Origin of the sequence: Serratia sarumanii, from assembly GCF_029962605.1 — a bacterium.
GTDB lineage: Bacteria > Pseudomonadota > Gammaproteobacteria > Enterobacterales > Enterobacteriaceae > Serratia > Serratia sarumanii.
Genome location: NZ_CP124750.1, coordinates 4,647,767 through 4,668,256 on the forward strand (window position 1 = coordinate 4,647,767; position 20,490 = coordinate 4,668,256).

The window sequence follows — 20,490 nt, forward strand, 5'->3', positions numbered from 1 at the left end:
GGCTATATTCCTTACTATAGCGCTCTCCCCTTCTGGAGAGAGCACGGGACTTTGGTTTTAACCCTGCGGCTTATTTGCCACGGGCTTCGATTACGGCCTGAGCGACGTTGTTCGGTGCATCATCATACTTCAGGAATTCCATGGTGTATGATGCGCGACCTTTAGTCAGAGAACGCAGCTGAGTTGCGTAGCCGAACATTTCGGACAACGGTACTTCAGCGTGGATCTTAACGCCAGTCACTTCAGATTCCTGACCGCGCAGCATGCCGCGACGACGGCTCAAGTCACCGATAACGTCACCGGTGTTCTCTTCTGGAGTCTCAACTTCAACCTTCATGATAGGCTCAAGCAGAACTGGTTTCGCTTTCTTAAAGCCTTCTTTAAAGGCGATAGACGCGGCCAGTTTAAACGCCAGTTCAGAGGAGTCAACGTCGTGGTAAGAACCGAAGTGCAGACGAATACCCATGTCTACTACCGGGTAACCAGCCAACGGACCAGACTTCAGCTGCTCCTGGATGCCTTTATCAACGGCAGGGATGTATTCGCCAGGAATTACGCCGCCTTTGATGTCGTTGATGAACTCGTAACCTTTCGGGTTAGAGCCCGGCTCCAGTGGGTACATGTCGATCACAACGTGACCGTACTGACCGCGACCACCAGACTGCTTGGCGTGCTTACCTTCAACATCGGTAATCTTCGCGCGAATCGCTTCGCGGTAAGCTACCTGAGGTTTGCCCACGTTAGCTTCAACGTTGAATTCACGCTTCATGCGGTCAACGATGATATCGAGGTGCAGTTCACCCATACCGGCGATGATGGTCTGGTTAGACTCTTCGTCAGTCCATACGCGGAATGACGGGTCTTCTTTAGCCAGACGGCCCAGAGCCAGACCCATTTTTTCCTGGTCAGCTTTGGTTTTCGGTTCAACGGCGATAGAGATTACCGGCTCAGGGAATTCCATACGCTCCAGGATGATTGGAGAGTCTGGATCACACAGGGTGTCCCCGGTGGTCACGTCTTTCAGACCGATCGCAGCGGCGATGTCGCCTGCGCGAACTTCTTTGATCTCTTCACGCTTGTTAGCGTGCATCTGAACGATACGGCCGAAACGCTCGCGCGCAGACTTAACGGAGTTCAGCACGGTGTCGCCGGAGTTAACAACGCCGGAGTACACGCGGAAGAAGGTCAAGTTACCTACGAACGGGTCGGTAGCGATTTTGAACGCCAGAGCAGAGAACGGCTCGTCATCACTTGCGTGACGCTCAGCCGGAGTGTCTTTACCGTCGTCCAGGATACCGTTGATCGCAGGAACGTCAGTTGGTGCCGGCAGGTATTCGATTACCGCATCCAGCATCGCCTGCACGCCTTTGTTCTTGAACGCAGAACCGCAGGTAACCAGGATGATTTCGTTGTTCAGTACGCGCTGACGCAGAGCAGTTTTGATTTCTTCCTCGGTCAGCTCTTCGCCGCCCAAGTATTTTTCCATCAGCTCTTCGGAAGCTTCCGCAGCGGACTCGATCAGGTTCTGGCGCCATTCTTCAGCCAGATCCATCATGTCAGCCGGGACGTCTTCGTATTCGAAGGTTACGCCTGCGTCTTCTTCGTTCCAGTTGATCGCCTTCATTTTCACCAGGTCGATAACGCCGGTGAATTTGTCTTCTGCGCCGATAGCCAGCTGCAGAGGAACAGGGTTGGCGCCCAGACGAGATTTGATCTGGCCTACAACTTTCAGGAAGTTAGCGCCCATACGGTCCATTTTGTTAACGAACGCGATACGTGGCACTTTGTATTTGTTAGCCTGACGCCATACGGTTTCAGACTGTGGCTGAACACCACCAACAGCACAGTAAACCATTACCGCGCCATCCAGCACACGCATGGAACGTTCTACTTCGATGGTGAAGTCAACGTGCCCTGGGGTGTCGATGATGTTTACGCGATGCGGTTCGAACTGCTTGGCCATACCAGACCAGAAGGCAGTAGTCGCTGCAGAAGTGATGGTAATACCACGCTCCTGCTCCTGTTCCATCCAGTCCATGGTGGCAGCGCCGTCATGAACTTCACCGATTTTGTGGTTTACACCGGTGTAGAACAGAATACGTTCGGTAGTGGTGGTTTTACCGGCGTCGATGTGAGCACTGATACCGATGTTGCGGTAGCGTGCAATGGGTGTTGTACGAGCCATTTGATTCCTCTATTCCTAGGGCGTTCAAGTTCAGTTAACCCAAGCGGGCCGATTTGACGCGCCCGCTTGGTTAGCATGACTACAGCCGGGTGATTACCAGCGGTAGTGGGCGAACGCCTTGTTGGCTTCGGCCATACGGTGAACGTCTTCACGCTTCTTAACAGCAGAACCTTTGTTCTCTGCTGCGTCAGACAGCTCGTTCGCCAGGCGCAGAGCCATGGATTTATCACCGCGTTTACGTGCAGCATCAACGATCCAACGCATTGCCAGAGCATTACGACGAACCGGGCGGACTTCAACTGGTACCTGATAAGTAGAACCGCCAACGCGACGCGACTTAACTTCTACAGTCGGGCGAACGTTGTCGAGAGCGACTTCGAAAGCTTCCAGGTGATCTTTACCAGAACGCTGAGCCAGGGTCTCCAGCGCGGTATAGACGATTGCTTCTGCAGTAGATTTTTTACCGTCTACCATCAGGATATTTACAAATTTGGCCAGCAGCTCAGATCCGAACTTAGGATCTGGCAGAATTTTACGTTGGCCGATTACGCGACGACGTGGCATGGAAATACTCCGTTGTTAATTCAGGATTGTCCAAAACTCTACGAGTTTATTTTGACATTAAAGTTAAAACGTTTGGCCTTACTTAACGGAGAACCATTAAGCCTTTGGCTTCTTCACGCCGTACTTGGAACGAGCTTGCTTACGGTCTTTAACACCGGAGCAGTCAAGCGCACCGCGGACGGTGTGGTAACGCACACCTGGCAGGTCTTTTACACGACCGCCACGGATCAGGATTACGGAGTGTTCCTGCAGGTTGTGGCCTTCGCCACCGATGTAGGAGGTCACTTCGAAACCGTTGGTCAAACGCACACGGCAAACTTTACGCAGTGCGGAGTTTGGTTTTTTCGGGGTAGTGGTGTATACGCGGGTGCATACGCCACGTTTCTGCGGGCAGGCTTCCAGCGCTGGAACGTTGCTTTTAGCAGCCTTCACAGAGCGTGGTTTGCGAACCAGCTGGTTAATTGTTGCCATTAAAAAAGCTCCTGGTTTTTGCTTCGTACTAGCTTCGTAAACATGTGATAAATCCCCTCGTATGCACTATTGGCAAAGTACGAGGACGCAGAATTTTAGGGCTGACCAGTATGGGTGTCAAGAAATATACAACATCACTCTCATTACCAGGCCATTTGGCTGCGGTGTTGTTCGGTTAATTCAACGAAGTGATTATAGCCGACGACAGTGATTTTGTGCGAAAAATGACCAACCAATCCCCGGGCTTCCAGGTCGTCCTGCAGCGCATAAAGGGATATGGGGGCGGCGAGCAGCGATTCAAGATGGGCGCTGCCGGCAAGGCCGGCAAGCACGCCGTCCTGCAGCAGCAGCAGCGCGTCACCCTCCGCCGTCAGGCGCAGCAGCGCAGGCAAGTCACATTGGTTTGGCGAGTGGCTCAGGGTATACAGCATCAGAGGATCCTAAAACGTCATCACGGCGTCGTAGCCGGCCAGTTCGCGGCGCAGTTCGTCCGGTGCCAGCACCTCGGCATCCAGCACCCAATCGGTCACCTGGCTCAGGCCACGCTCCTGCAGCGAAGCCTGGCACAGATAGCACCGCTCCACGTCATACAGCGGCAGCACGCCGAAGGTGGCGATGTAATTGCGCGCCAAAATCTTTTCCGGTTGCTGGCCTGGCAACAGCTGCAATACGCCGTCGCCGACAAAAAACACCCCCAAATCTTCACTGAGCGCCGACGTGGCGAGCAGCGCATCCAGCCCTTCCCTGCCGCCGGCGCCGCCGTGTGGCCCGTGGGTGAAAACAAAAGCGACTCGTTTCATCATATCCTCAGAACTGCACCAGACGGTCGCAACTCAGCGACGCTTCGGCCAGGGAACCCAGCCCGCTCAGGGTAAAGCCAGGCTGCAGGTTGGCGCTTGCCAGCCCCTGTTGCGCCGCCTCCTGCTCGTCGGTGACCCCACGGCGCAACGCGGCGGCTACGCAGACGTTGAGCGCTACGCCGTGTTGCTGCGCCAGTTGCGTCCAACCGCGCACCAGGTCGAACTCGTCGCTGGCGGGCGCGGTCAGCTGGTTGGCGTTCAGCACGCCCTCACGGTAGAAAAAGACGCTGGAAAGCCGGTGCCCTTTCGCCAACAAAGCCTGAGCGAACTGATAGGCGCTGCTGGCCTGCTGCGTGCCGTAAGCCGGGCCGGTGACCAACAGGCAATAATCGAGCATCAACGGTCGCTTCCCAACAGATCGCCACTCTTGAACTGGCGGATGTACAGATACACGGTGTGTTTGGAGATGTTCAGGCGATCCGCCACCTGGTTGATCGCATCCTTGATGTCGAAGATGCCTTTCTCATAGAGGTTGAGCACCACCTGGCGGTTCTTGGCGTTATTGGACACCGAGCGGTCGGCGTTCACCTCTTCGATGGTGAACTCCAGCGTCTGCGCCACCAGATCGTCGACGGAAGACGCAAAATTCACCGACGACGGCACGTCCTGCGTGGCCGGCGGCATAAAGGTCTGCATGATCTGCGAAAACGGTACGTCGAGGTTCATGTTGATGCACAGCAAGCCGATCACCCGCTGCTCGCGATTGCGAATGGCGATAGTCACCGACTTCATCAACACGCCGCTCTTGGCGCGGGTAAAGTAGGCTTTCGACACGCTGCTGTCGTCGCCGGCCATGTCGTGCAGCATGCGCAGCGCCAGATCGGTGATCGGCGAGCCGATTTTACGCCCGGTATGTTCACCGTTGGCGATGCGTACCGCTGAGCTGTTCAGGTCTTCCAGCGCGTGCAGTACGATCTCGCAGTGGCCGCCGATCAACATCGCCAGCCCGTCGACCACCGCTTCATAGGATTTCAGGATTTCATGATCCGTTTGAGTAAACGGACGTTCATTCAGCAAATCAAGTTCGCTGGCTTCGCTGGATAAAAGCGAATTCGACATCGAAGATACCACCCTCATAGATCGCCTGTGCCAGGGGGCGCAGCTAAAACCGCTCGAACCGGATCGCTGCCGTCGCCGGCACGCCGCAGCGCGGCCGGCTGAGAGCGCCATCAAACGGCACGATGACATCCGCGGGCGAGGCGGCCGGGAACAATTTTAGGTACACGCCCTAAGGGGCAGACGCATGACTGATAAGTCAGAATTATTAGTCTAGCAAAGCGGCCGGAGCAAAGTCCTTGCGTTTGCGCGTGGTATTGACGTTAAGCCCGATGCCCGGCAGGCGTCAAGCGTTCAATGGAGAGAGAGGCGGCGGCTGCCGAAATGAAAACCGCCGCGGAGGGCATCCGCGGCGGTGGCAAACAAAGCGGCGATGTTATTTCGCTTTGGCGTCTGCTTTCGCGTCCGCCGGTTTTTCGGCTTTAGCGTCGGCTTTCGGCGCCGCTTTCACGTCCAGCAGCTCAACGTCGAAGACCAGCGTGGAGTTAGCCGGGATGCCCGGAACGCCGGTTTTGCCGTAGGCCAGCGCCGGTGGGATCACCAGCTTGATTTTGCCGCCTTTCTTGATGTGCTTCAGGCCTTCGGTCCAGCCTGGGATCACGCCGTCCAGACGGAACGACAGCGGCTCGCCGCGGGTGTAGGAGTTATCGAACTCGGTACCGTCGGTCAGGGTGCCTTTGTAGTTCACCACCACGGTGTCGCTGTCTTTCGGCGCTTCACCCGCGCCCGGCTTCTCTACCTGGTACAGCAGGCCGGATTCGGTTTTCTTCACGCCTTTTTCTTTAGCGAAGCTATCGCGGTACTTGGCGCCTTTGGTTTCGTTGTCCTTGGCGTCCTGCTCCATCTTCGCCTGAGCGGAAGCCTTCACGCGCGCTTCGAAGCCCTGCAGGGTCTTCTCGATGTCGGCGTCGTTCAGTTTGCTCTTGTTGGCGAACGCGTCCTGAACGCCGGCAATCAGCTGATCTTTGTCCAGCTTGATGCCCAGCTTCTCTTGCTCTTTCAGAGAGTTGTCCATGTAACGGCCGAGAGAGGCGCCCAATGCGTAGGCCGCTTGCTCGTCGTCGTTTTTGAACTTGCCGGTGCTCGGTGCTGCTGCCGCGTCCGCTGGTTTAGCGGCTTCTGCCGGCTTGGCGGCATCGGCTGCCATGACCTGGGTCGCATTCAGAGCAAAAGCCATGGTGGTTGCCAGAAGCGTGACTTTAAACAAAGATTTCATCCATTTCTCCAGTGTCTGAAGCAATGCCCCAAACAATCATTAGGTAAGATAACCGGGCTACTATAGCTGCCTGAAACAAAACAAAACAGTCGCACAGGTAACCAATCGAGTCAAAGTGTGACTCCCGCTTTGCCAAGAAGTTTCCCTCTGGGTGCTACTCCCATGATAAATCAGATTTTTCTTGCGGAATATTCGGCCAGGCTCGCAAAAAACGGCAGATCGAGCGTGCAACTTTTCAGCACTTTACACTGTCGATCGCAACGTTGCGCGCCGTCTGGAGAAATAGCGCGAGCAAACCCGGCGCCAGCTGTTACCATAGCGCCGAATCAGGATTTTATCGCGTCAGAGGTAGCCTCATGCACAACGCCGACACTCAACGCCTGCTACAGCGGCTTGAAGAACTGGAGAGCCGTCAGGCCTTCCAAGAGCTCACCATCGAAGAGCTCAACCAGACCGTCATCCAGCATCAAATGGAAATGCTGAAGATGCGCGAACATCTGCGCATGTTGACCGACAAGCTGCGCTCGACCCAAACCTCAATGATCGCCTCGCAATCGGAAGAAACCCCTCCGCCGCACTATTGAGGGCTCGCCATGCGGTTATTTCAGGCGTGCCAACCCTTCGACGGCACGCTCGAGATACCGGCGCGGGCACCCCAGGTTTATGCGGATAAAACCGCGCCCCTGCGGGCCGAAACCGCTGCCCATCGACGGCGCCAGCTTCGCCACCGCCACCAGCGCCTGCTGCAAGTCAGCATCGTTCAAACCCAGCGAGCGGCAATCCAGCCAGGCGAGATAGGTCCCTTCAGCCTGGGTCATCGTGCACCAGGGCGCGGCGTCAGCCAGCGTCTGCTTAAACCAACGCCGGTTCTCCGCCAGGTAGTCGAGCAGCTCATCAAGCCAGGCAGCGCCCCGTTGATAGGCCGCGGTCGCCGCCGTCATCGACAGCGCGTTGAATACATCCAGCCCGTGGGCGTTCAGCCGATCGACAAACGCCTGCCGAAGCCGGGCGTTGGGGATCAGGAAATTCGAAATGCGCAGCGAGGAGAGGCCGAACGTTTTGCTGGCGGACGTCGCCACAATTACCCGATCGCGATATTCCTCGCCCAGATGCAACACCGACGTAAACGTCTCGCCGGGCAGCAGCAGGTCGGCCCAAATTTCATCGGAGATCACCGTGACGTCATGGGCGTGGCAGAGCGCCATGAGCCGCTCCAGTTCATCGCGGCGCCAGCAACGGCCGGTTGGATTGTGCGGGTTGCACAGCAACAACAGCGGCGGTTTACGCTGCGCCAGGCAGGCGGCCAGCTGGTCGAAATCGATCCGGTATCCCTGCGGGGTTTCCCGCAGCGGGTTTTCAATCACCTCTCTGCCGTTCATGGTGACTATCTTGGCGAACGAGCCATAATACGGCCCCTGCACCACCACCCCGTCCCCCGGCTTGCTGAGCAGTTGGATCAGCATCGCCAGCCCCGGCACCACCCCTTCAATCGACGTGAACCACTCGCGCCGCAGCGGCAAGCCGTGCCGCTTGGCAAACCAGTCGATTGCCGCTTGGTAGTAGGCGTCGTCGCGTTCGCTGTAGCCAAAGACGCCGTGGTCCACCCGCTGATGCAGCGCCTGCTGCACCTCTGGCGGGCACGGAAAGTCGAAATCGGACACCCACATCGGCAACAGTTCGCTGCCGTCCAGTTGCAGATAGCGGTCGATGAAGTCCCACTTCACGGAGCCGGTGTTGTGGCGATCGATGATGGCGTTGAAATGACTCGTCATGTCAGGCTTCCTTACGCTGCAAGTCGTTCTGAGGTTGGAGTTTGGCGATACCGAAGCCGGTGAACCCATAAATCAGGGCGAACACCACCGCGGCATAACATTGGATCGCCCACGGCAGCAGATCGAGGGTGCTGACCCCCAGCGTGGTGGCCATGTAAATGCCGGCGGCCGTCCACGGGATCAGCGGTTCGATGACGGTGCCCGCATCTTCGACGGTGCGCGACAGATTTTTGTTGTCCAGCCCCATGCGCCGATAGGCCCCTTTGAACAGCTCCGCCGGGATCAGCAGCGCCAGCTTGCCGTCGCTGGTCGCGCCGGTCACCAGGATAGTGGTGGCAACGGTGGCGGCGATCAGCTGGCCGGTGGTGTGCACCACGTTCAGCAGCCGGCTGATGATCACCGTCAGCGCGCCGGTCAGCGTCAGAGCGCCGGCGAAGGAAAAGGCGCAGAACACCAGCAGGATCGTACTCATCATCGAGAACATGCCGCCGCGGTTCAGCAGGCGCGGCACATCGGCGACGATACCCTCAACGTTGTGGCCCTGAGCGGCAAACATCGACAGATTGAAACCGTCCATCAACGCATTCAGCCCCTGCTGCAGGCTAAAGCCCTGCAGCGCGACGCCGATGGCGATCGCCAGCGCGCAGGCGGCCAGCATGACGGGGATCACCGGCCGTTTGGTCACCGCGCCCCACAGCACCAGCACCGGCGGCAGGATCAGCAGCAGATTGAAGTGGTACAGCCCCTCGAGCGCGCCGACGATTTCGGTCACTTTTTCCGGCGTTGCCACGCTGCCCACCGCACCGGTGTGGCCGGCGATCAGGTACACCACGGCGGCCAGGATGAAGCTCGGCAGCGTCGTGTACATCAGATGCTGGATATGGCTGTAGAGATCGGTATCCGCGACGATGGCCGCGAAGTTGGTCGAATCGGACAACGGCGAAATTTTGTCGCCGAAGTAAGCGCCGGACACCACCGCCCCGGCCGCGGCGGCCAGCGGCACGTCCAGACCGGCGGCCACGCCCATCAGCGCCACGCCCACGGTGCCGGCCGCTCCCCAGGAAGTACCGGTGCACACCGAGATCACGCTGGTGATGAAGAATGCGGCGATCAGAATGTATTGCGGGCTGATCAGCTTCAGCCCCCAGTACACCATGTAAGGGATTGTGCCGCTGATCATCCAGGTGCCGATCAGGCCGCCCACGCAGATCAGGATCAGGATAACCGGCATCGCCTTCGCCAGTTTGGCCACGATGGCCTCGATGATGTCGTCCCAGCGGTAGCCTTGCCACCAGGCCAACGCGGCGGCGATGGCGGCGGAAACCAGCAGCAGCGGTTCAATGCGCAGGCCAAACTGGCCATAGCCGATGATGAGCAGCAACAGCATGGCCACAATCGGCAGCGTCGCCAACCCAAGGTTGAGCGTTTTCTTATTATCCATATACGGCTCCTGTTGAAGATGGGGTACTGCAACAGCGTAATGGCTTCGATAATCGGAGGATGTGAGCGCAGGCAATCGGCCATGTAATCGGTTTCATGAGGTAGCGTTGTGTGAGCCGTCTCTCATTCGCCGCACTTGCTTTGCGCATGCGCCTCACCGTCGGTTACGGAGTCTCGCAGGATAAGTTCGGCCGAAAAGCGGTTGTTCTGCGGCGCGACGTCGCTGCCGCTGTGGATCTGCAGCGCCAAGCGCGCAGCGCGTCGGGCCATTTTCTCGATCGGGTAATGCACGGTGGTCAACGAAGGATGGAGATATTTCGCCAGGGCAATGTCGTCAAAGCCGACGATCGACAGCGCCTGGGGCAGTTGAACTTGCCGTTGATGGCAGGTGCGCATCATGCCGGCGGCCATCACGTCGTTGAACGTCACTGCGGCGGTGAAGCGTTGGTCGCTGGCCAGAACGCGCTCGGCCGCCAGTTCGCCCCCTCGCTCGTTGAAGGGCACGCTGATGATCCAGCTGCCGGGCACCTCAATGCCGGCGGCGGCCATGGCCTGGCGGTAACCCGCTAGCCGCTGCGCGCGATCGTCGATCGGCAGATCCGCCGTCACGCAGGCAATTCTTCGATGCCCCTGGCGTATGAGCAGCTCGGTCGCCGTCTGCGCCGCATTGGCGTTGTCGAGCCAGATGCAACGGTTGGCGATGGCGGGCAGATAACGATTGATCAGCACCAGCGCGGGCGTATGGGCGGCGTAGCGCAGCAGCGCCTCCTCCCCCATGCGCGTGACGTGCGCCACGATGGCTTCACATCCCTGATTGATGAGAAAATCGAGGCCGCTTTTTTCCAGCTCGGCCTGATGCCCGCCGCTGCACAACATCAACCGCACGCCGGCCTGCCGCGTGATGTCTTCCACGCCCCGCGCCAGACGCGAGAAAAACGGATCGTCGAGATTGCCGGTCAGCAATCCCAGCATATTGCCGCTTCTTTTCGCCAGCGCCAGCGCTGCGGCGTTGCGGTGGTAGTTAAACTCGCGCATCGCTTTCTCGACGCGTTCGCGGGTCACCGGTTCAACGTAGGCGGTATTATTGATCACCCGGCTGACGGTGGCCGTGGAAACGCCGGCGCGCCGCGCCACGTCTTTCATGGTGGCCATGGCATGTCCTGTTGTGCCGTTCGGCGCCCGGTGCGCCGCGCATAAAAAAGGGCAGCCGATGGCCGCCCTCTTGTCTCGTCACTGCGATCTGCTTAGTGGCAGCCGCAGCCGCCGTTACCGCAACCGCCTTTACCGTGGTCGTGACCATGGTCGTGATCGTGGCTGTGGCCGTGACCGCCGCAGCAGCCGTCACCGTGTTCGTGGTGATGGTCGTGCTCGCCGTGTACGTGACCGTGCGCCAGTTCTTCTGCGGTCGCTTCGCGGATCGCGACAACTTCCACGTTGAAGTTCAGGTTTTGGCCGGCCAGCATGTGGTTGCCGTCAACCACCACGTGGTCGCCGTCAACTTCGGTGATTTCAACCGGTACCGGGCCCTGATCGGTGTCAGCCAGGAAACGCATGCCGACCTGCAGTTCATCAACGCCCATGAAGACGTCTTTCGGTACGCGCTGCACCAGGTTTTCGTCGTAGTTGCCGTACGCGTCGTTCGCGCCGACGTGAACGTCAAAACGATCGCCAACGTCGTGGCCTTCGAGTGCTTTTTCCAGACCTGCGATCAGAGAACCATGCCCGTGCAGATAGTCCAGCGGTGCGCTCACCGGAGACTCATCAACCAAAACACCGTCTTCTGTACGTACTTGGTAAGCCAGGCTGACCACCAAGTCTTTTGCTACTTTCATGATATCTCCTACCGTTGGCTACTAGGACGCGCACCGTTATCGGGATGCGCGCCTTTTCCGGACAGATTGTAACGGAAATCTGCCTCGCTGTACCCTCCGGGATAAAAAAACGCTACTTCGGCTGGAAAATGCCGATCACCTGCTCTTGCGGGCGAACGTGTTTTTCCACCTGTTGTTCGGTCTGGCGCTGATGGTGGCCGCACTTGACGCACTCCACCACCTCCACCTGATCCTCCCGCCATACCGCCAGCGTATCCATGGCGCTGCAGCTCGGGCACACCGCCCCGGCGATAAATCTCTTACGTGTTGCAGACATCGTTATGCTCCCGCTTATTCGTATTCGTCCCAGCCGTCGAACTGGCGACTTTCTTTTTGCATTTCGCGATGGAACAGCTCTTCCAGCTCGCGCCGCGCCTCTTTCACGCGGGAAATTTGCGCCACGTCGCCCTGATGCGGCGGCATCAGTTCACGCAGCATGCGCATATCCAGGCGGCGGAAATGCTGCTGGGCGCGGAAGGCCTGATGCGGGTGCATGCCCAACTCCATCAGCGCTTTGCGCCCCAGTTCCAGCGCGCTGGAGAAGGTCTCGCGGCTGAACTGCTTCACGCCCGCCTGCAGCAACTCATGCGCCTCCACGCGGCCGCGCGCCCGCGCCAGAATGCTCAGATTCGGGAAGTGCTGCTGGCACAGCCGCACGATCTCCATGGTGTCTTCCGGCTCATTGCAGGTGATCACGATCGACTTGGCCTTCTCGGCGCCCGCCGCGCGCAGCAGCTCCAGCTCGGTGGCGTCGCCGTAATAAACCTGGTAACCGTAACGCCGCAGCACGCCGACGGCGCTGACGTCGCGCTCCAGTACGGTAATGCGCATTTTGTTGGCCATCAACAGGCGGCCGATCACCTGGCCGAAACGCCCGAAGCCGACGATGATCACCTGCGGATCGTCGTCCTCTACGTACGGCGTTTCCTCTTCTTCGCCCTTGGCGTTATAGCGACGCGCCAAAATGCGGTCGATGGCCTGCATCAGCAGCGGCGTGGTCATCATCGACAGCGTCACCACCACCAGCAGCAAGGAGAGTTGATCCGGCTGCAGCACCTTTTGCGCGCCCGCCGCAGAAAACAGCACGAAGGCGAACTCGCCGCCCTGGCTGAGCACCCCGGCGAACTGCAGGCGCACCGAACTGCGCAGGCCGAACAGACGCGACACCCCGTAGAGCACGCCGGATTTGATCGCCACCAGCGCCAGCACGCCGATCAACACCTCGGCCAGATTGGTGTAGAGCACGCCGATATTCAACACCATGCCCACCGAGATAAAGAACAGCCCCAGCAGCAGCCCTTTAAACGGCTCGATGGAAATCTCCAGTTCGTGGCGGTATTCGCTCTCCGCCAGCAGCACCCCGGCGATGAAGGTGCCGAGCGCCATCGACAGGCCAAGCGTCTCCATAAACAGCGCCGAGCCGAGCACCAGCAACAGCGCCGCGGCGGTGAAGATCTCGCGCACGCCGGAAGCGGCGATATAGCGGAACAGCGGTCGCAGCAGGAAGCGGCCGCCGATCAGCATGCCGCCGAACGCCGCCACCTTGAGCGCGATCTTCGCCCAGTCGTCGCTGGTTCCGCCGGCGCCGGCCAGAATGGGGATCAACGCCAACGCCGGGATCACCGCCATATCCTGGAACAGCAGCACCGAGAAGCCGAGCTGCCCCCCTTCGTTGCGGTTCATGCCCTTCTCGCGCATCAGCTGCAGCGCCATGGCGGTGGAAGACATCGCCAGGCCGATACCGCCGATCACCGCCGCCTGCCAGGCGAAGTGCGTCAGATACAGCAACGCGCCCAGCACCGCAGCGGTGATCAACACCTGGCCGGCGCCGGCGCCGAAGATCGAGCGCCGCAGCTCCCACAGCTTGCTGGGGTTCAGCTCCAGGCCGATGATGAACATCAGGAACACCACGCCCAGCTCGGAGAAATGCAGGATCTCGTCGACGTCGCGAATGAAGCCCAATCCCCAGGGGCCGATGGCAATGCCGGCGATCAGATAGCCCAGCACCGCGCCGATCCCCAGGCGACGGGCGATCGGCACCGTCACCACCGCGGCGAACAGGAACAGCAAAATGGCGGTCAGTAAGGTCGATCCTTCCATCGTCACCGCCCTCCGTGCGGCAGCGGGTGGCTCAGCCACTCGCCGTAGGCGTCCGCATGGCTGCGCAGCACCTCCGGCTTCTGCCGCCGCGCCCAATAGACCACGAACGGCGTCAGCCAATGCATATGGCACATCCCGGCGGTCAACTCGAACGGCCGCAGGATATCTTCCATAGGATAGTGGTTATAACCGCCGGTGCGGTAGGCGCCTTCCGGCTCACCGGTGGTGATCACCGAGCGCCAGTATTTACCCGCCAGCGCATTGCCGCCCACCCCGCTGGCGAAGCCGCGCGACAGCACGCGATCCAGCCACTCCTTCAGCAGCGCCGGGCAGCTGTAGGTATACAGCGGGTGCTGAAACACGATGACCTGATGCTCACGCAGCAGCTGTTGTTCGTGATGGATATCGATAAAAAAATCAGGGTAGTGCGCGTAGAGATCGTGCACGGTGACATGTTCCAACTGCTGCGCCGGTCGAAGCAAAACCCGGTTCGCCACCGAGTCATGAGATTCCGGATGGGCATACAGCAGCAAGACCTTGGGCGGCTGCGACATCATTCCCCTCCAAAGCGTCGTCAGGGTAGCGGTTTTCCGTTACCATGCATCGCAAAGACAAAAACAGCGCGCGGTGCGCGTTCTGTTACCTTAATGATAATTTAACATACTCTGAACATACGGCGCTTTATGATTGTATTCTCCTCGCTACAAATCCGACGCGGCATCCGCGTCCTGCTGGACAACGCCACGGCGACGGTTAATCCAGGTCAGAAGGTCGGCCTGGTGGGCAAAAACGGCTGCGGCAAATCCACGCTGCTGTCGCTGCTGAAGGGCGAGATCGCGGCGGATGGCGGCAGCTTTACCTTCCCCGGCAACTGGGCGCTGGCCTGGGTCAACCAGGAGACGCCGGCGCTGGACGTGCCGGCGATCGAGTATGTTATCGACGGCGACCGCGAGTTTCGCCAGCTCGAAGCCGAATTGCAAGCGGCCAACGACCGCAACGACGGCCACGCCATCGCCACCCTGCACGGCAAGCTGGACGCCATCGACGCCTGGACCATCCGTTCCCGCGCCGCCAGCCTGCTGCACGGCCTCGGCTTCTCCAACGAACAGCTGCAAAGCCCGGTGCGCGACTTCTCCGGCGGCTGGCGCATGCGCCTCAACCTGGCGCAGGCGCTGGTGTGCCGTTCCGATCTGCTGCTGCTCGACGAACCGACCAACCACCTGGATCTCGATGCGGTGATCTGGCTGGAACGCTGGCTGAAAAGCTATCCCGGCACGCTGGTACTGATCTCGCACGACCGCGACTTCCTCGATCCGATCGTCGACAAGATCCTGCATATCGAACAGCAGACGATCAATGAATACACCGGCAATTATTCGTCGTTCGAACGCCAGCGCGCCACCAAACTGGCGCAGCAGCAGTCGCTGTATCAGCACCAGCAAGAGAAAGTGGCGCACCTGCAAAGCTATATCGACCGTTTCCGCGCGCAGGCCACCAAGGCCAAGCAGGCGCAGAGCCGCATCAAGATGCTGGAGCGCATGGAGCTGATCGCCCCGGCACACGTCGACAACCCGTTCACCTTCAGCTTCCGTCCGCCGGAAAGCCTGCCGAACCCGCTGCTGCGCATGGACAAAGTCAGCGCCGGGTATGGCGATAAAGTGATCCTGAAGTCAATCAAGCTGAACCTGGTGCCCGGCTCGCGCATTGGCCTGCTCGGCCGCAACGGCGCCGGTAAATCCACGCTGATCAAACTGCTGGCCGGCACCCTGGAACCGCTGAGCGGCGAGATTGGCCTGGCGAAAGGCATCAAGCTGGGTTACTTCGCCCAGCACCAGCTGGAATTCCTGCGCGCCGACGAATCGCCGCTGCAGCACCTGAGCCGCATCGCACCACGGGTGCTGGAGCAGCAGCTGCGCGACTATCTGGGCGGTTTCGGCTTCCAGGGCGACAAGGTCAGCGAAGTGACCGAACGTTTCTCCGGCGGCGAGAAGGCGCGGCTGGTGCTGGCGCTGATCGTCTGGCAGCGCCCTAACCTGCTGCTGCTCGATGAACCGACCAACCACCTGGATCTCGACATGCGCCAGGCGCTGACCGAGGCGCTGATCGATTTCGAAGGCGCGTTGGTGGTGGTCTCGCACGACCGTCACCTGCTGCGCTCCACCACCGACGATCTGTACCTGGTGCACGACGGCCAGGTCGAGCCTTTCGAGGGCGATCTCGACGACTACCAGCAGTGGCTTGTCGACCTGCAGCGCCAGGAAAGCCAGCAGGACACGCCGGAAAAAGAGAGCGGCGGCAACAGCGCGCAGGCGCGCAAGGATCAAAAACGCCGCGAGGCGGAGTTCCGTACGCAGACCCAACCGCTGCGCAAGCAGATCGCCAAGCTGGAACAGCAGATGGAAAAACTGGGCGCCGAACTGGCGGCGGTGGAGGAACAGCTGGCGGATCCCGCGCTGTACGACATCAGCCGCAAGGCCGAGTTAACCGACTGCCTGCAAAAGCAAAGCCAGGCCAAATCCGCGCTGGAAGAGACGGAAATGACCTGGCTGGATGCGCAGGAACAGCTGGAGCAGTTAACGCAGGCGTTCGAAGCCTAAGCCTCAGGCCTTGTAAAAAGGCCTATCCCCCAGAATGGTCGCGCGGTGCATGATGCGCCGCTGCGGCAGATAATCCGCGTTGGCGTAGTGCTGCGTCACGCGGTTATCCCAGATCGCCACGTCATTTTCCTGCCAGCGCCAGCGCACCTGAAACTCCGGTTTGGTGATGTGAGCAAACAGGAAGTTCAGCAAAGCGTCGCTCTCTTTCGGCGCCAGATCGACGATCCGCGTGGTAAACCCTTCATTGACGAACAGCGCCTGCCGGCCGCTGACCGGGTGGGTGCGCACCACCGGATGCAGCAGCGGCGGGTTTTTCTGCACCGCCTGTTGCCAGCGCTGATGCTCCTCTACACTGCCGCGATGTTTGTGTTCCGGGAACGACTTGGTGAAGTCATGCTCCGCACGCAGCCCCGCCAACAGCGTTCTGAACGGCGCCGACAGCGCCTCGTAGGCGGCGATGCCGCTGGCCCACAGCGTATCGCCGCCGGTGGAAGGCAAGGTCTTGGCCGTCAGGATCGCCCCCAGCGGCGGGTTGTCGATAAAGGTCACGTCGGTGTGCCAGTTATCGTTGTCCGGCGGGTTGTCGTCGTGGGTATCGAGCACGATGATCTCTTCCACGTCGGTGGCGTGCGGATAGACCGGATGGATATGCAGATCGCCGAAGCGGCCGGCCAGATCGCGCTGCTGCAGCGGGGTGATCGGCTGATTGCGGAAGAACAGCACCTGATGCTTCAGCAAGGCGTGATAAAGCTGCTCAAACTGGCCGTCGCCCAGCGGCCGGGCCAACTCGACGTTTTCCACCAGCGCCCCGATGTAAGGCCCCAGCGGGGTGATATTCAGACGTTCGTTCATTGCTGTACTCCATGCCACGGGGTCAATCGGCGCTGCAGGGCACGCAGCCCCAGCTCCAGCCCAAATGCAATCACCGCAATCACGCCGATGCCAGCCAACACCACGTCGGTCGCCAGAAACTCACCGGCGGATTGCACCATAAATCCCAGGCCGCGCGTGGCGGCGATCAGTTCGGCGGCCACCAGCGTCGACCAGCCGACGCCCAGCCCGATGCGGATGCCGGTCAGGATCTCCGGCAGCGCGCTCGGCAGCACCACGAAACGCAGCACCTGCCAACGCGTGGCGCCCAACGCCCGGGCGGCACGCACCCTCACCTGCGCCACGCTGCGCACGCCGGCCACGGCAGACAGCGTCACCGGCGCGAAGATCGCCAGATAAATCAGTAAGATCTTTGAGGTTTCGCCGATGCCGAACCAAATCACCATCAGCGGCAGATAGGCCAGCGGCGGCACCGGGCGATAGATTTCAATCAGCGGATCGAGAATGCCGCGCACCGTGTCGTTCAGCCCCATGGCAATGCCCACCGGGATGCCGACGATCACCGCCGCCAACAGCGCTACCAGAATGCGCCCCAGGCTGGCCGCCAGGTGTTGCCACAGCGTGGCGTCCATAAAGCCTTGCGGGCTGGCGATGGTGATCAGCTGGTGCAGCACCTGCTGCGGCGCCGGCAAAAACAGCGGGCTGATCAGCTGCAGCGCCGTCACGCCCCACCAGACGATCAACACCGTCAACAGCGTGGCGCCGCTCAGCCAAACGTTGCGCGGCACGCTGAAACGGCGCGCCGCTTTACCTTGCGGCTGCGCCGCGGCCTTCAGAGTGGAATGCAGGCTCATAGCATGGCCTCGCGCTGTTGGAAAACTTTGCCCAGCACGTATTCGCGCTGCGCGATAAATTCAGGATCGGACTTGATGGCGCGGCAGGCTTCGCCGTCAGCATAGCGTTGGCCGAAGTTCAGCGACAGCCGCTCCACCACCTGCCCCGGCCCCGGCGACAGCAGCAACAGCTCGCTGGCGAGGAACACCGCCTCTTCGATATCGTGGGTGATCAGCAGCACCTGTTTGCCGGTATCGCGCCAAATGGTCAGCAACAGCTCCTGCATCTGCTCGCGGGTGAACGCGTCCAGGGCGCCGAACGGTTCGTCCAGCAACAACAGCCGCGGATCGGCGGCCAGAGCGCGGGCGATGCCGACGCGTTGGCGCATGCCGCCGGAAAGCTGCCAGATAAAGTGCTGTTCATAGCCCGCCAGCCCCACGCGCTGCAGCATCTGCTCCGCCACCTGGCGGCGCTGCGCCTTGCCGACGCCGGCCAGCTGCAGGCCGAACTCGACGTTGTCCACCACGTTGCGCCACGGCAGTAAGCCCTCATGCTGGAACACCACGCCCCGTTCGGCGCTCGGGCCGTGAACGGGCGTTCCATCCAGCGTGATGCTGCCAGCTGAAGGCTCGATAAACCCGGCGATCAAATTCAGCAGCGTGGTCTTGCCGCAGCCCGACGGGCCGAGCACCACCACCAGTTGCCCGGCGGCAATCTGGAACGACACGTCACGCAGCGCGGGCCGCCCCTGATACTCTGCTGAAAGATGATTGACGTTTAGCATCCTGCTTCCTTACGACTGCGGCGCAGCCTGCACCTGTTTCACAAAACGGTCGGTCACGTAAGCGCTGTAGTCGCTGTCGACCTGCGGGATCTTGCCCTGCTGCTTGAGGAATTCGGCGGTATCGCGGATCGCCTTGTCCACCGGCTGGCCGAGCTGGGCAACCTGATCCGCCACCGGCAGATAACGGTTTCCCTTCACCAGCTCCGGCACCTGCGCTTCCGGCACGCCGCTCAGGCGCGCCAGCGTGCTGAGGTGGCTCGGATCTTTCAGCCACTGCTCCGGCGCCGCCAGGTAGGCCTTTTGCGCCTGTAGGGCGCTAGCGGCAAAGGCGGTCACCACGTCGGGATGTTTCTCGGCAAAGTCTTTGCGCACCACCCACACGTCCAGCGTCGGCGAGCCCCATTCGCCCACCTGCGCGGAGTCGGTCAACACCTTGCCCTGTTTGGCCAGTTCGTTGACCACCGGCGCCCAGACGTAAGCGCCGTCGATGTCGCCGCGCTGCCAGGCGGCGGCGATGGCCGGCGGCTGCAGATTGAGGATCTTCACCTGCTCAGGCTTGATGCCCCAATGCTTGAGCGAGGCCAGCAGGCTGTAATGGGTGGTGGAGATAAACGGCACCGCAATGCGCTTGCCGATTAGATCCTGCGGGCTTTTGATGTCATTTTTCACCACCAGCGCTTCGGAGCTGCCGAGCTGCGAAGCGATGAGGAACACTTCGATGGGGAGTTTCTGGCTGGCGGCCACCGCCAGTGGGCTGGAGCCGATATTGCCGATCTGCACGTCGCCGGAGGCCAGCGCACGCAGCACGCTGGAGCCGCTGTCGAACTTACGCCAGTCGACGGTCGCGCCGGACCGTTTGGCGAAGCTGTTTTCCGCCTGCGCCACCTTGGCCGGCTCCGCCGACGTCTGGTACGCCACGGTCACGTCCACCGCGTAGGCGCTGGCTGCGCTGAGCGCCAGCGCCAACAGCGCCGCGTTGCGTAAGGAAAAGAGTTTGCCCGCCATGTTCCGCTCCGTTGATAAAAATCTGTTCAGTTGCTGACAGTTTTATCTGAGCGGTGACGGGCGATAAAAGAATAAAAAAGTCTTCTTTATTACCCTGCGTAATATAAACGCGGATTACAGCGCGATCGTCCCGTGCAGGAACACGTGAGCATAGCCGCCGAGCAGCGTACGATCCCCTTGCAGTTCGCAGAACAGTTCGCCGCCGCGTGCCGAGACCTGCTGCGCCTGCAGCCGATGGCGGCCGAGACGCGCCGTCCAGTAAGGCATCAGCGTGCAGTGCGCGGAGCCGGTAACCGGATCTTCACCGCCGTCGAGCGTGAAATAGCGCGACACGAAGTCCACGGTGTCACCCGGCGCAGTGACGATCACCGCACACCCGGCCAGCGCGATCAGCGCCGGGATGTCCGGCCGCAGCGCACGCACCTGCGCCTCGTTTTCCAGCACCACCAGCAGCGCTTTCGCCTGCCACACCTCCTGCGGCTGCACGCCCAGCAGCGCCGCGAGGCCCGCCGGTTCGGCCACCTTCTGCGGCGGCCGAGCGGGGAAGTCGAGCACCAGCCGTTCCCCGTCCTGCGCATCGCGCTTGACGAACAGTTCGCCGCCGGCCGAGCGGAAGCGAATATCCTGCAGCGCCGGGTTAACCACGCTGAACATCACATGCGCCGCCGCCAGGGTGCCGTGGCCGCAGAGATCGACCTCGCGCTGCGGGGTAAACCAGCGGATGGCGGTCATGTCGCCGTCATCCCAGACAAAGCTGGTTTCCGGCAGGCCGATCTCGTTGGCGATCGCCTGCAGCCGCGCCGCCGGCAGCGGCTGTGTCAGCAGGCAAACCCCGGCCGGGTTGCCGCGCAGCCCTTCGCCGGTAAAGGCAACCACGTGATAATAATTTTCCGCCATCGTTCGC

At 60.5% G+C, this 20,490-nt stretch carries 22 protein-coding genes; 2 read left to right on the forward strand and 20 right to left on the reverse strand.

Translation table 11 applies throughout. The features are described 5' to 3' along the window. Window positions 1-70 precede the first annotated feature (70 nt). The 8 genes from fusA to fkpA all read right to left on the reverse strand — a co-directional run bounded on the left by fusA (window position 71) and on the right by fkpA (window position 6,352). On the reverse strand, window positions 71-2,185 hold the full coding sequence (fusA, locus tag SSARUM_RS22070) for an elongation factor G (protein WP_033636256.1): 2,115 nt from the start codon (window positions 2,183-2,185) through the stop codon (window positions 71-73). Between the two features lie 93 nt (window positions 2,186-2,278). Beyond that, window positions 2,279-2,749, reverse strand: a complete 471-nt coding sequence (gene rpsG, locus SSARUM_RS22075) for a 30S ribosomal protein S7 (RefSeq protein ID WP_004956203.1) — start codon at window positions 2,747-2,749, stop codon at window positions 2,279-2,281. A gap of 96 nt (window positions 2,750-2,845) precedes the next feature. Further along, window positions 2,846-3,220, reverse strand: coding sequence for a 30S ribosomal protein S12 (gene rpsL / locus SSARUM_RS22080; protein WP_004930426.1), 375 nt, complete (start codon window positions 3,218-3,220; stop codon window positions 2,846-2,848). A gap of 143 nt (window positions 3,221-3,363) precedes the next feature. Beyond that, the gene (tusB, locus tag SSARUM_RS22085; protein WP_033636257.1) at window positions 3,364-3,651 is read right to left on the reverse strand and encodes a sulfurtransferase complex subunit TusB; all 288 of its coding nucleotides are present in this window, start codon (window positions 3,649-3,651) and stop codon (window positions 3,364-3,366) included. Between the two features lie 9 nt (window positions 3,652-3,660). After that, window positions 3,661-4,020: a sulfurtransferase complex subunit TusC gene (gene tusC, locus SSARUM_RS22090; protein ID WP_033636258.1), complete on the reverse strand. Its 360-nt coding sequence runs from the start codon at window positions 4,018-4,020 to the stop codon at window positions 3,661-3,663. Between the two features lie 7 nt (window positions 4,021-4,027). Further along, the gene (tusD, locus tag SSARUM_RS22095; RefSeq protein WP_033636259.1) at window positions 4,028-4,417 is read right to left on the reverse strand and encodes a sulfurtransferase complex subunit TusD; all 390 of its coding nucleotides are present in this window, start codon (window positions 4,415-4,417) and stop codon (window positions 4,028-4,030) included. After that, window positions 4,417-5,139 (reverse strand): helix-turn-helix transcriptional regulator, encoded by a 723-nt coding sequence (locus tag SSARUM_RS22100; protein WP_004930418.1) that lies wholly within the window; start codon window positions 5,137-5,139, stop codon window positions 4,417-4,419. The genes tusD and SSARUM_RS22100 overlap by 1 nt, the downstream gene beginning before the upstream one ends. Before the next feature lie 373 nt (window positions 5,140-5,512). Beyond that, on the reverse strand, window positions 5,513-6,352 hold the full coding sequence (gene fkpA / locus SSARUM_RS22105) for an FKBP-type peptidyl-prolyl cis-trans isomerase (protein ID WP_016930330.1): 840 nt from the start codon (window positions 6,350-6,352) through the stop codon (window positions 5,513-5,515). Between the two features lie 356 nt (window positions 6,353-6,708). Here fkpA and SSARUM_RS22110 point away from each other — a divergent pair, with 356 nt between their 5' ends. Beyond that, window positions 6,709-6,936 (forward strand): SlyX family protein, encoded by a 228-nt coding sequence (locus tag SSARUM_RS22110; RefSeq protein WP_033649297.1) that lies wholly within the window; start codon window positions 6,709-6,711, stop codon window positions 6,934-6,936. 15 nt (window positions 6,937-6,951) lie between these two features. Here the strand turns inward: SSARUM_RS22110 and SSARUM_RS22115 are convergent, their stop codons facing one another. From SSARUM_RS22115 to kefG, 7 genes are all read right to left on the reverse strand, one after another. Next, window positions 6,952-8,124 (reverse strand): MalY/PatB family protein, encoded by a 1,173-nt coding sequence (locus SSARUM_RS22115; RefSeq protein ID WP_060431181.1) that lies wholly within the window; start codon window positions 8,122-8,124, stop codon window positions 6,952-6,954. 1 nt (window position 8,125) lies between these two features. After that, window positions 8,126-9,565: a Na+/H+ antiporter NhaC gene (nhaC, locus tag SSARUM_RS22120; RefSeq protein WP_033649299.1), complete on the reverse strand. Its 1,440-nt coding sequence runs from the start codon at window positions 9,563-9,565 to the stop codon at window positions 8,126-8,128. A 122-nt stretch (window positions 9,566-9,687) separates the two neighbouring features. After that, on the reverse strand, window positions 9,688-10,716 hold the full coding sequence (locus tag SSARUM_RS22125; RefSeq protein ID WP_140926902.1) for a LacI family DNA-binding transcriptional regulator: 1,029 nt from the start codon (window positions 10,714-10,716) through the stop codon (window positions 9,688-9,690). Window positions 10,717-10,808: 92 nt separating this feature from the next. Beyond that, window positions 10,809-11,396, reverse strand: a complete 588-nt coding sequence (gene slyD / locus SSARUM_RS22130) for a peptidylprolyl isomerase (RefSeq protein ID WP_033654873.1) — start codon at window positions 11,394-11,396, stop codon at window positions 10,809-10,811. Window positions 11,397-11,508: 112 nt separating this feature from the next. Next, on the reverse strand, window positions 11,509-11,712 hold the full coding sequence (locus SSARUM_RS22135; RefSeq protein WP_015379274.1) for a YheV family putative zinc ribbon protein: 204 nt from the start codon (window positions 11,710-11,712) through the stop codon (window positions 11,509-11,511). A 14-nt stretch (window positions 11,713-11,726) separates the two neighbouring features. Next, window positions 11,727-13,535 (reverse strand): glutathione-regulated potassium-efflux system protein KefB, encoded by a 1,809-nt coding sequence (gene kefB / locus SSARUM_RS22140; RefSeq protein ID WP_060423678.1) that lies wholly within the window; start codon window positions 13,533-13,535, stop codon window positions 11,727-11,729. Window positions 13,536-13,537: 2 nt separating this feature from the next. After that, the gene (gene kefG, locus SSARUM_RS22145) at window positions 13,538-14,089 is read right to left on the reverse strand and encodes a glutathione-regulated potassium-efflux system ancillary protein KefG (protein ID WP_025159909.1); all 552 of its coding nucleotides are present in this window, start codon (window positions 14,087-14,089) and stop codon (window positions 13,538-13,540) included. A gap of 129 nt (window positions 14,090-14,218) precedes the next feature. Here kefG and SSARUM_RS22150 point away from each other — a divergent pair, with 129 nt between their 5' ends. Next, window positions 14,219-16,132 carry an ABC transporter ATP-binding protein gene (locus tag SSARUM_RS22150; RefSeq protein WP_033649301.1) on the forward strand — a complete coding sequence of 638 codons (1,914 nt, stop codon included), beginning with the start codon at window positions 14,219-14,221 and terminating at the stop codon, window positions 16,130-16,132. Between the two features lie 3 nt (window positions 16,133-16,135). On the opposite strand, the gene tauD is transcribed toward SSARUM_RS22150, so the two are convergent. The 5 genes from tauD to SSARUM_RS22175 all read right to left on the reverse strand — a co-directional run bounded on the left by tauD (window position 16,136) and on the right by SSARUM_RS22175 (window position 20,483). Further along, window positions 16,136-16,984 carry a taurine dioxygenase gene (gene tauD, locus SSARUM_RS22155; RefSeq protein WP_039569235.1) on the reverse strand — a complete coding sequence of 283 codons (849 nt, stop codon included), beginning with the start codon at window positions 16,982-16,984 and terminating at the stop codon, window positions 16,136-16,138. Then, window positions 16,981-17,817, reverse strand: coding sequence for a taurine ABC transporter permease TauC (tauC, locus tag SSARUM_RS22160; RefSeq protein ID WP_033631937.1), 837 nt, complete (start codon window positions 17,815-17,817; stop codon window positions 16,981-16,983). Before tauC ends, tauD begins: the two co-directional genes overlap by 4 nt. Beyond that, window positions 17,814-18,581 (reverse strand): taurine ABC transporter ATP-binding subunit, encoded by a 768-nt coding sequence (gene tauB / locus SSARUM_RS22165; RefSeq protein WP_033649303.1) that lies wholly within the window; start codon window positions 18,579-18,581, stop codon window positions 17,814-17,816. Before tauB ends, tauC begins: the two co-directional genes overlap by 4 nt. A 9-nt stretch (window positions 18,582-18,590) precedes the next feature. After that, complete coding sequence (tauA, locus tag SSARUM_RS22170; RefSeq protein WP_033649304.1) at window positions 18,591-19,586, reverse strand: taurine ABC transporter substrate-binding protein; 996 nt, start codon at window positions 19,584-19,586, stop codon at window positions 18,591-18,593. A gap of 114 nt (window positions 19,587-19,700) precedes the next feature. Then, window positions 19,701-20,483, reverse strand: coding sequence for a PhzF family phenazine biosynthesis protein (locus SSARUM_RS22175; RefSeq protein WP_033649305.1), 783 nt, complete (start codon window positions 20,481-20,483; stop codon window positions 19,701-19,703). Between the last annotated feature and the right edge of the window lie 7 nt (window positions 20,484-20,490).

Excerpts from the sequence above, each read along its gene's own strand:
- fusA (WP_033636256.1), bottom strand. The coding sequence starts at position 2,185 with ATGGCTCGTACAACACCCATTGCACGCTACCGCAACATCGGTATCAGT.
- rpsG (WP_004956203.1), bottom strand. The coding sequence starts at position 2,749 with ATGCCACGTCGTCGCGTAATCGGCCAACGTAAAATTCTGCCAGATCCT.
- rpsL (WP_004930426.1), bottom strand. The coding sequence starts at position 3,220 with ATGGCAACAATTAACCAGCTGGTTCGCAAACCACGCTCTGTGAAGGCT.
- tusB (WP_033636257.1), bottom strand. The coding sequence starts at position 3,651 with ATGCTGTATACCCTGAGCCACTCGCCAAACCAATGTGACTTGCCTGCG.
- tusC (WP_033636258.1), bottom strand. The coding sequence starts at position 4,020 with ATGAAACGAGTCGCTTTTGTTTTCACCCACGGGCCACACGGCGGCGCC.
- tusD (WP_033636259.1), bottom strand. The coding sequence starts at position 4,417 with ATGCTCGATTATTGCCTGTTGGTCACCGGCCCGGCTTACGGCACGCAG.
- SSARUM_RS22100 (WP_004930418.1), bottom strand. The coding sequence starts at position 5,139 with ATGTCGAATTCGCTTTTATCCAGCGAAGCCAGCGAACTTGATTTGCTG.
- fkpA (WP_016930330.1), bottom strand. The coding sequence starts at position 6,352 with ATGAAATCTTTGTTTAAAGTCACGCTTCTGGCAACCACCATGGCTTTT.
- SSARUM_RS22110 (WP_033649297.1), top strand. The coding sequence starts at position 6,709 with ATGCACAACGCCGACACTCAACGCCTGCTACAGCGGCTTGAAGAACTG.
- SSARUM_RS22115 (WP_060431181.1), bottom strand. The coding sequence starts at position 8,124 with ATGACGAGTCATTTCAACGCCATCATCGATCGCCACAACACCGGCTCC.
- nhaC (WP_033649299.1), bottom strand. The coding sequence starts at position 9,565 with ATGGATAATAAGAAAACGCTCAACCTTGGGTTGGCGACGCTGCCGATT.
- SSARUM_RS22125 (WP_140926902.1), bottom strand. The coding sequence starts at position 10,716 with ATGGCCACCATGAAAGACGTGGCGCGGCGCGCCGGCGTTTCCACGGCC.
- slyD (WP_033654873.1), bottom strand. The coding sequence starts at position 11,396 with ATGAAAGTAGCAAAAGACTTGGTGGTCAGCCTGGCTTACCAAGTACGT.
- SSARUM_RS22135 (WP_015379274.1), bottom strand. The coding sequence starts at position 11,712 with ATGTCTGCAACACGTAAGAGATTTATCGCCGGGGCGGTGTGCCCGAGC.
- kefB (WP_060423678.1), bottom strand. The coding sequence starts at position 13,535 with ATGGAAGGATCGACCTTACTGACCGCCATTTTGCTGTTCCTGTTCGCC.
- kefG (WP_025159909.1), bottom strand. The coding sequence starts at position 14,089 with ATGTCGCAGCCGCCCAAGGTCTTGCTGCTGTATGCCCATCCGGAATCT.
- SSARUM_RS22150 (WP_033649301.1), top strand. The coding sequence starts at position 14,219 with ATGATTGTATTCTCCTCGCTACAAATCCGACGCGGCATCCGCGTCCTG.
- tauD (WP_039569235.1), bottom strand. The coding sequence starts at position 16,984 with ATGAACGAACGTCTGAATATCACCCCGCTGGGGCCTTACATCGGGGCG.
- tauC (WP_033631937.1), bottom strand. The coding sequence starts at position 17,817 with ATGAGCCTGCATTCCACTCTGAAGGCCGCGGCGCAGCCGCAAGGTAAA.
- tauB (WP_033649303.1), bottom strand. The coding sequence starts at position 18,581 with ATGCTAAACGTCAATCATCTTTCAGCAGAGTATCAGGGGCGGCCCGCG.
- tauA (WP_033649304.1), bottom strand. The coding sequence starts at position 19,586 with ATGGCGGGCAAACTCTTTTCCTTACGCAACGCGGCGCTGTTGGCGCTG.
- SSARUM_RS22175 (WP_033649305.1), bottom strand. The coding sequence starts at position 20,483 with ATGGCGGAAAATTATTATCACGTGGTTGCCTTTACCGGCGAAGGGCTG.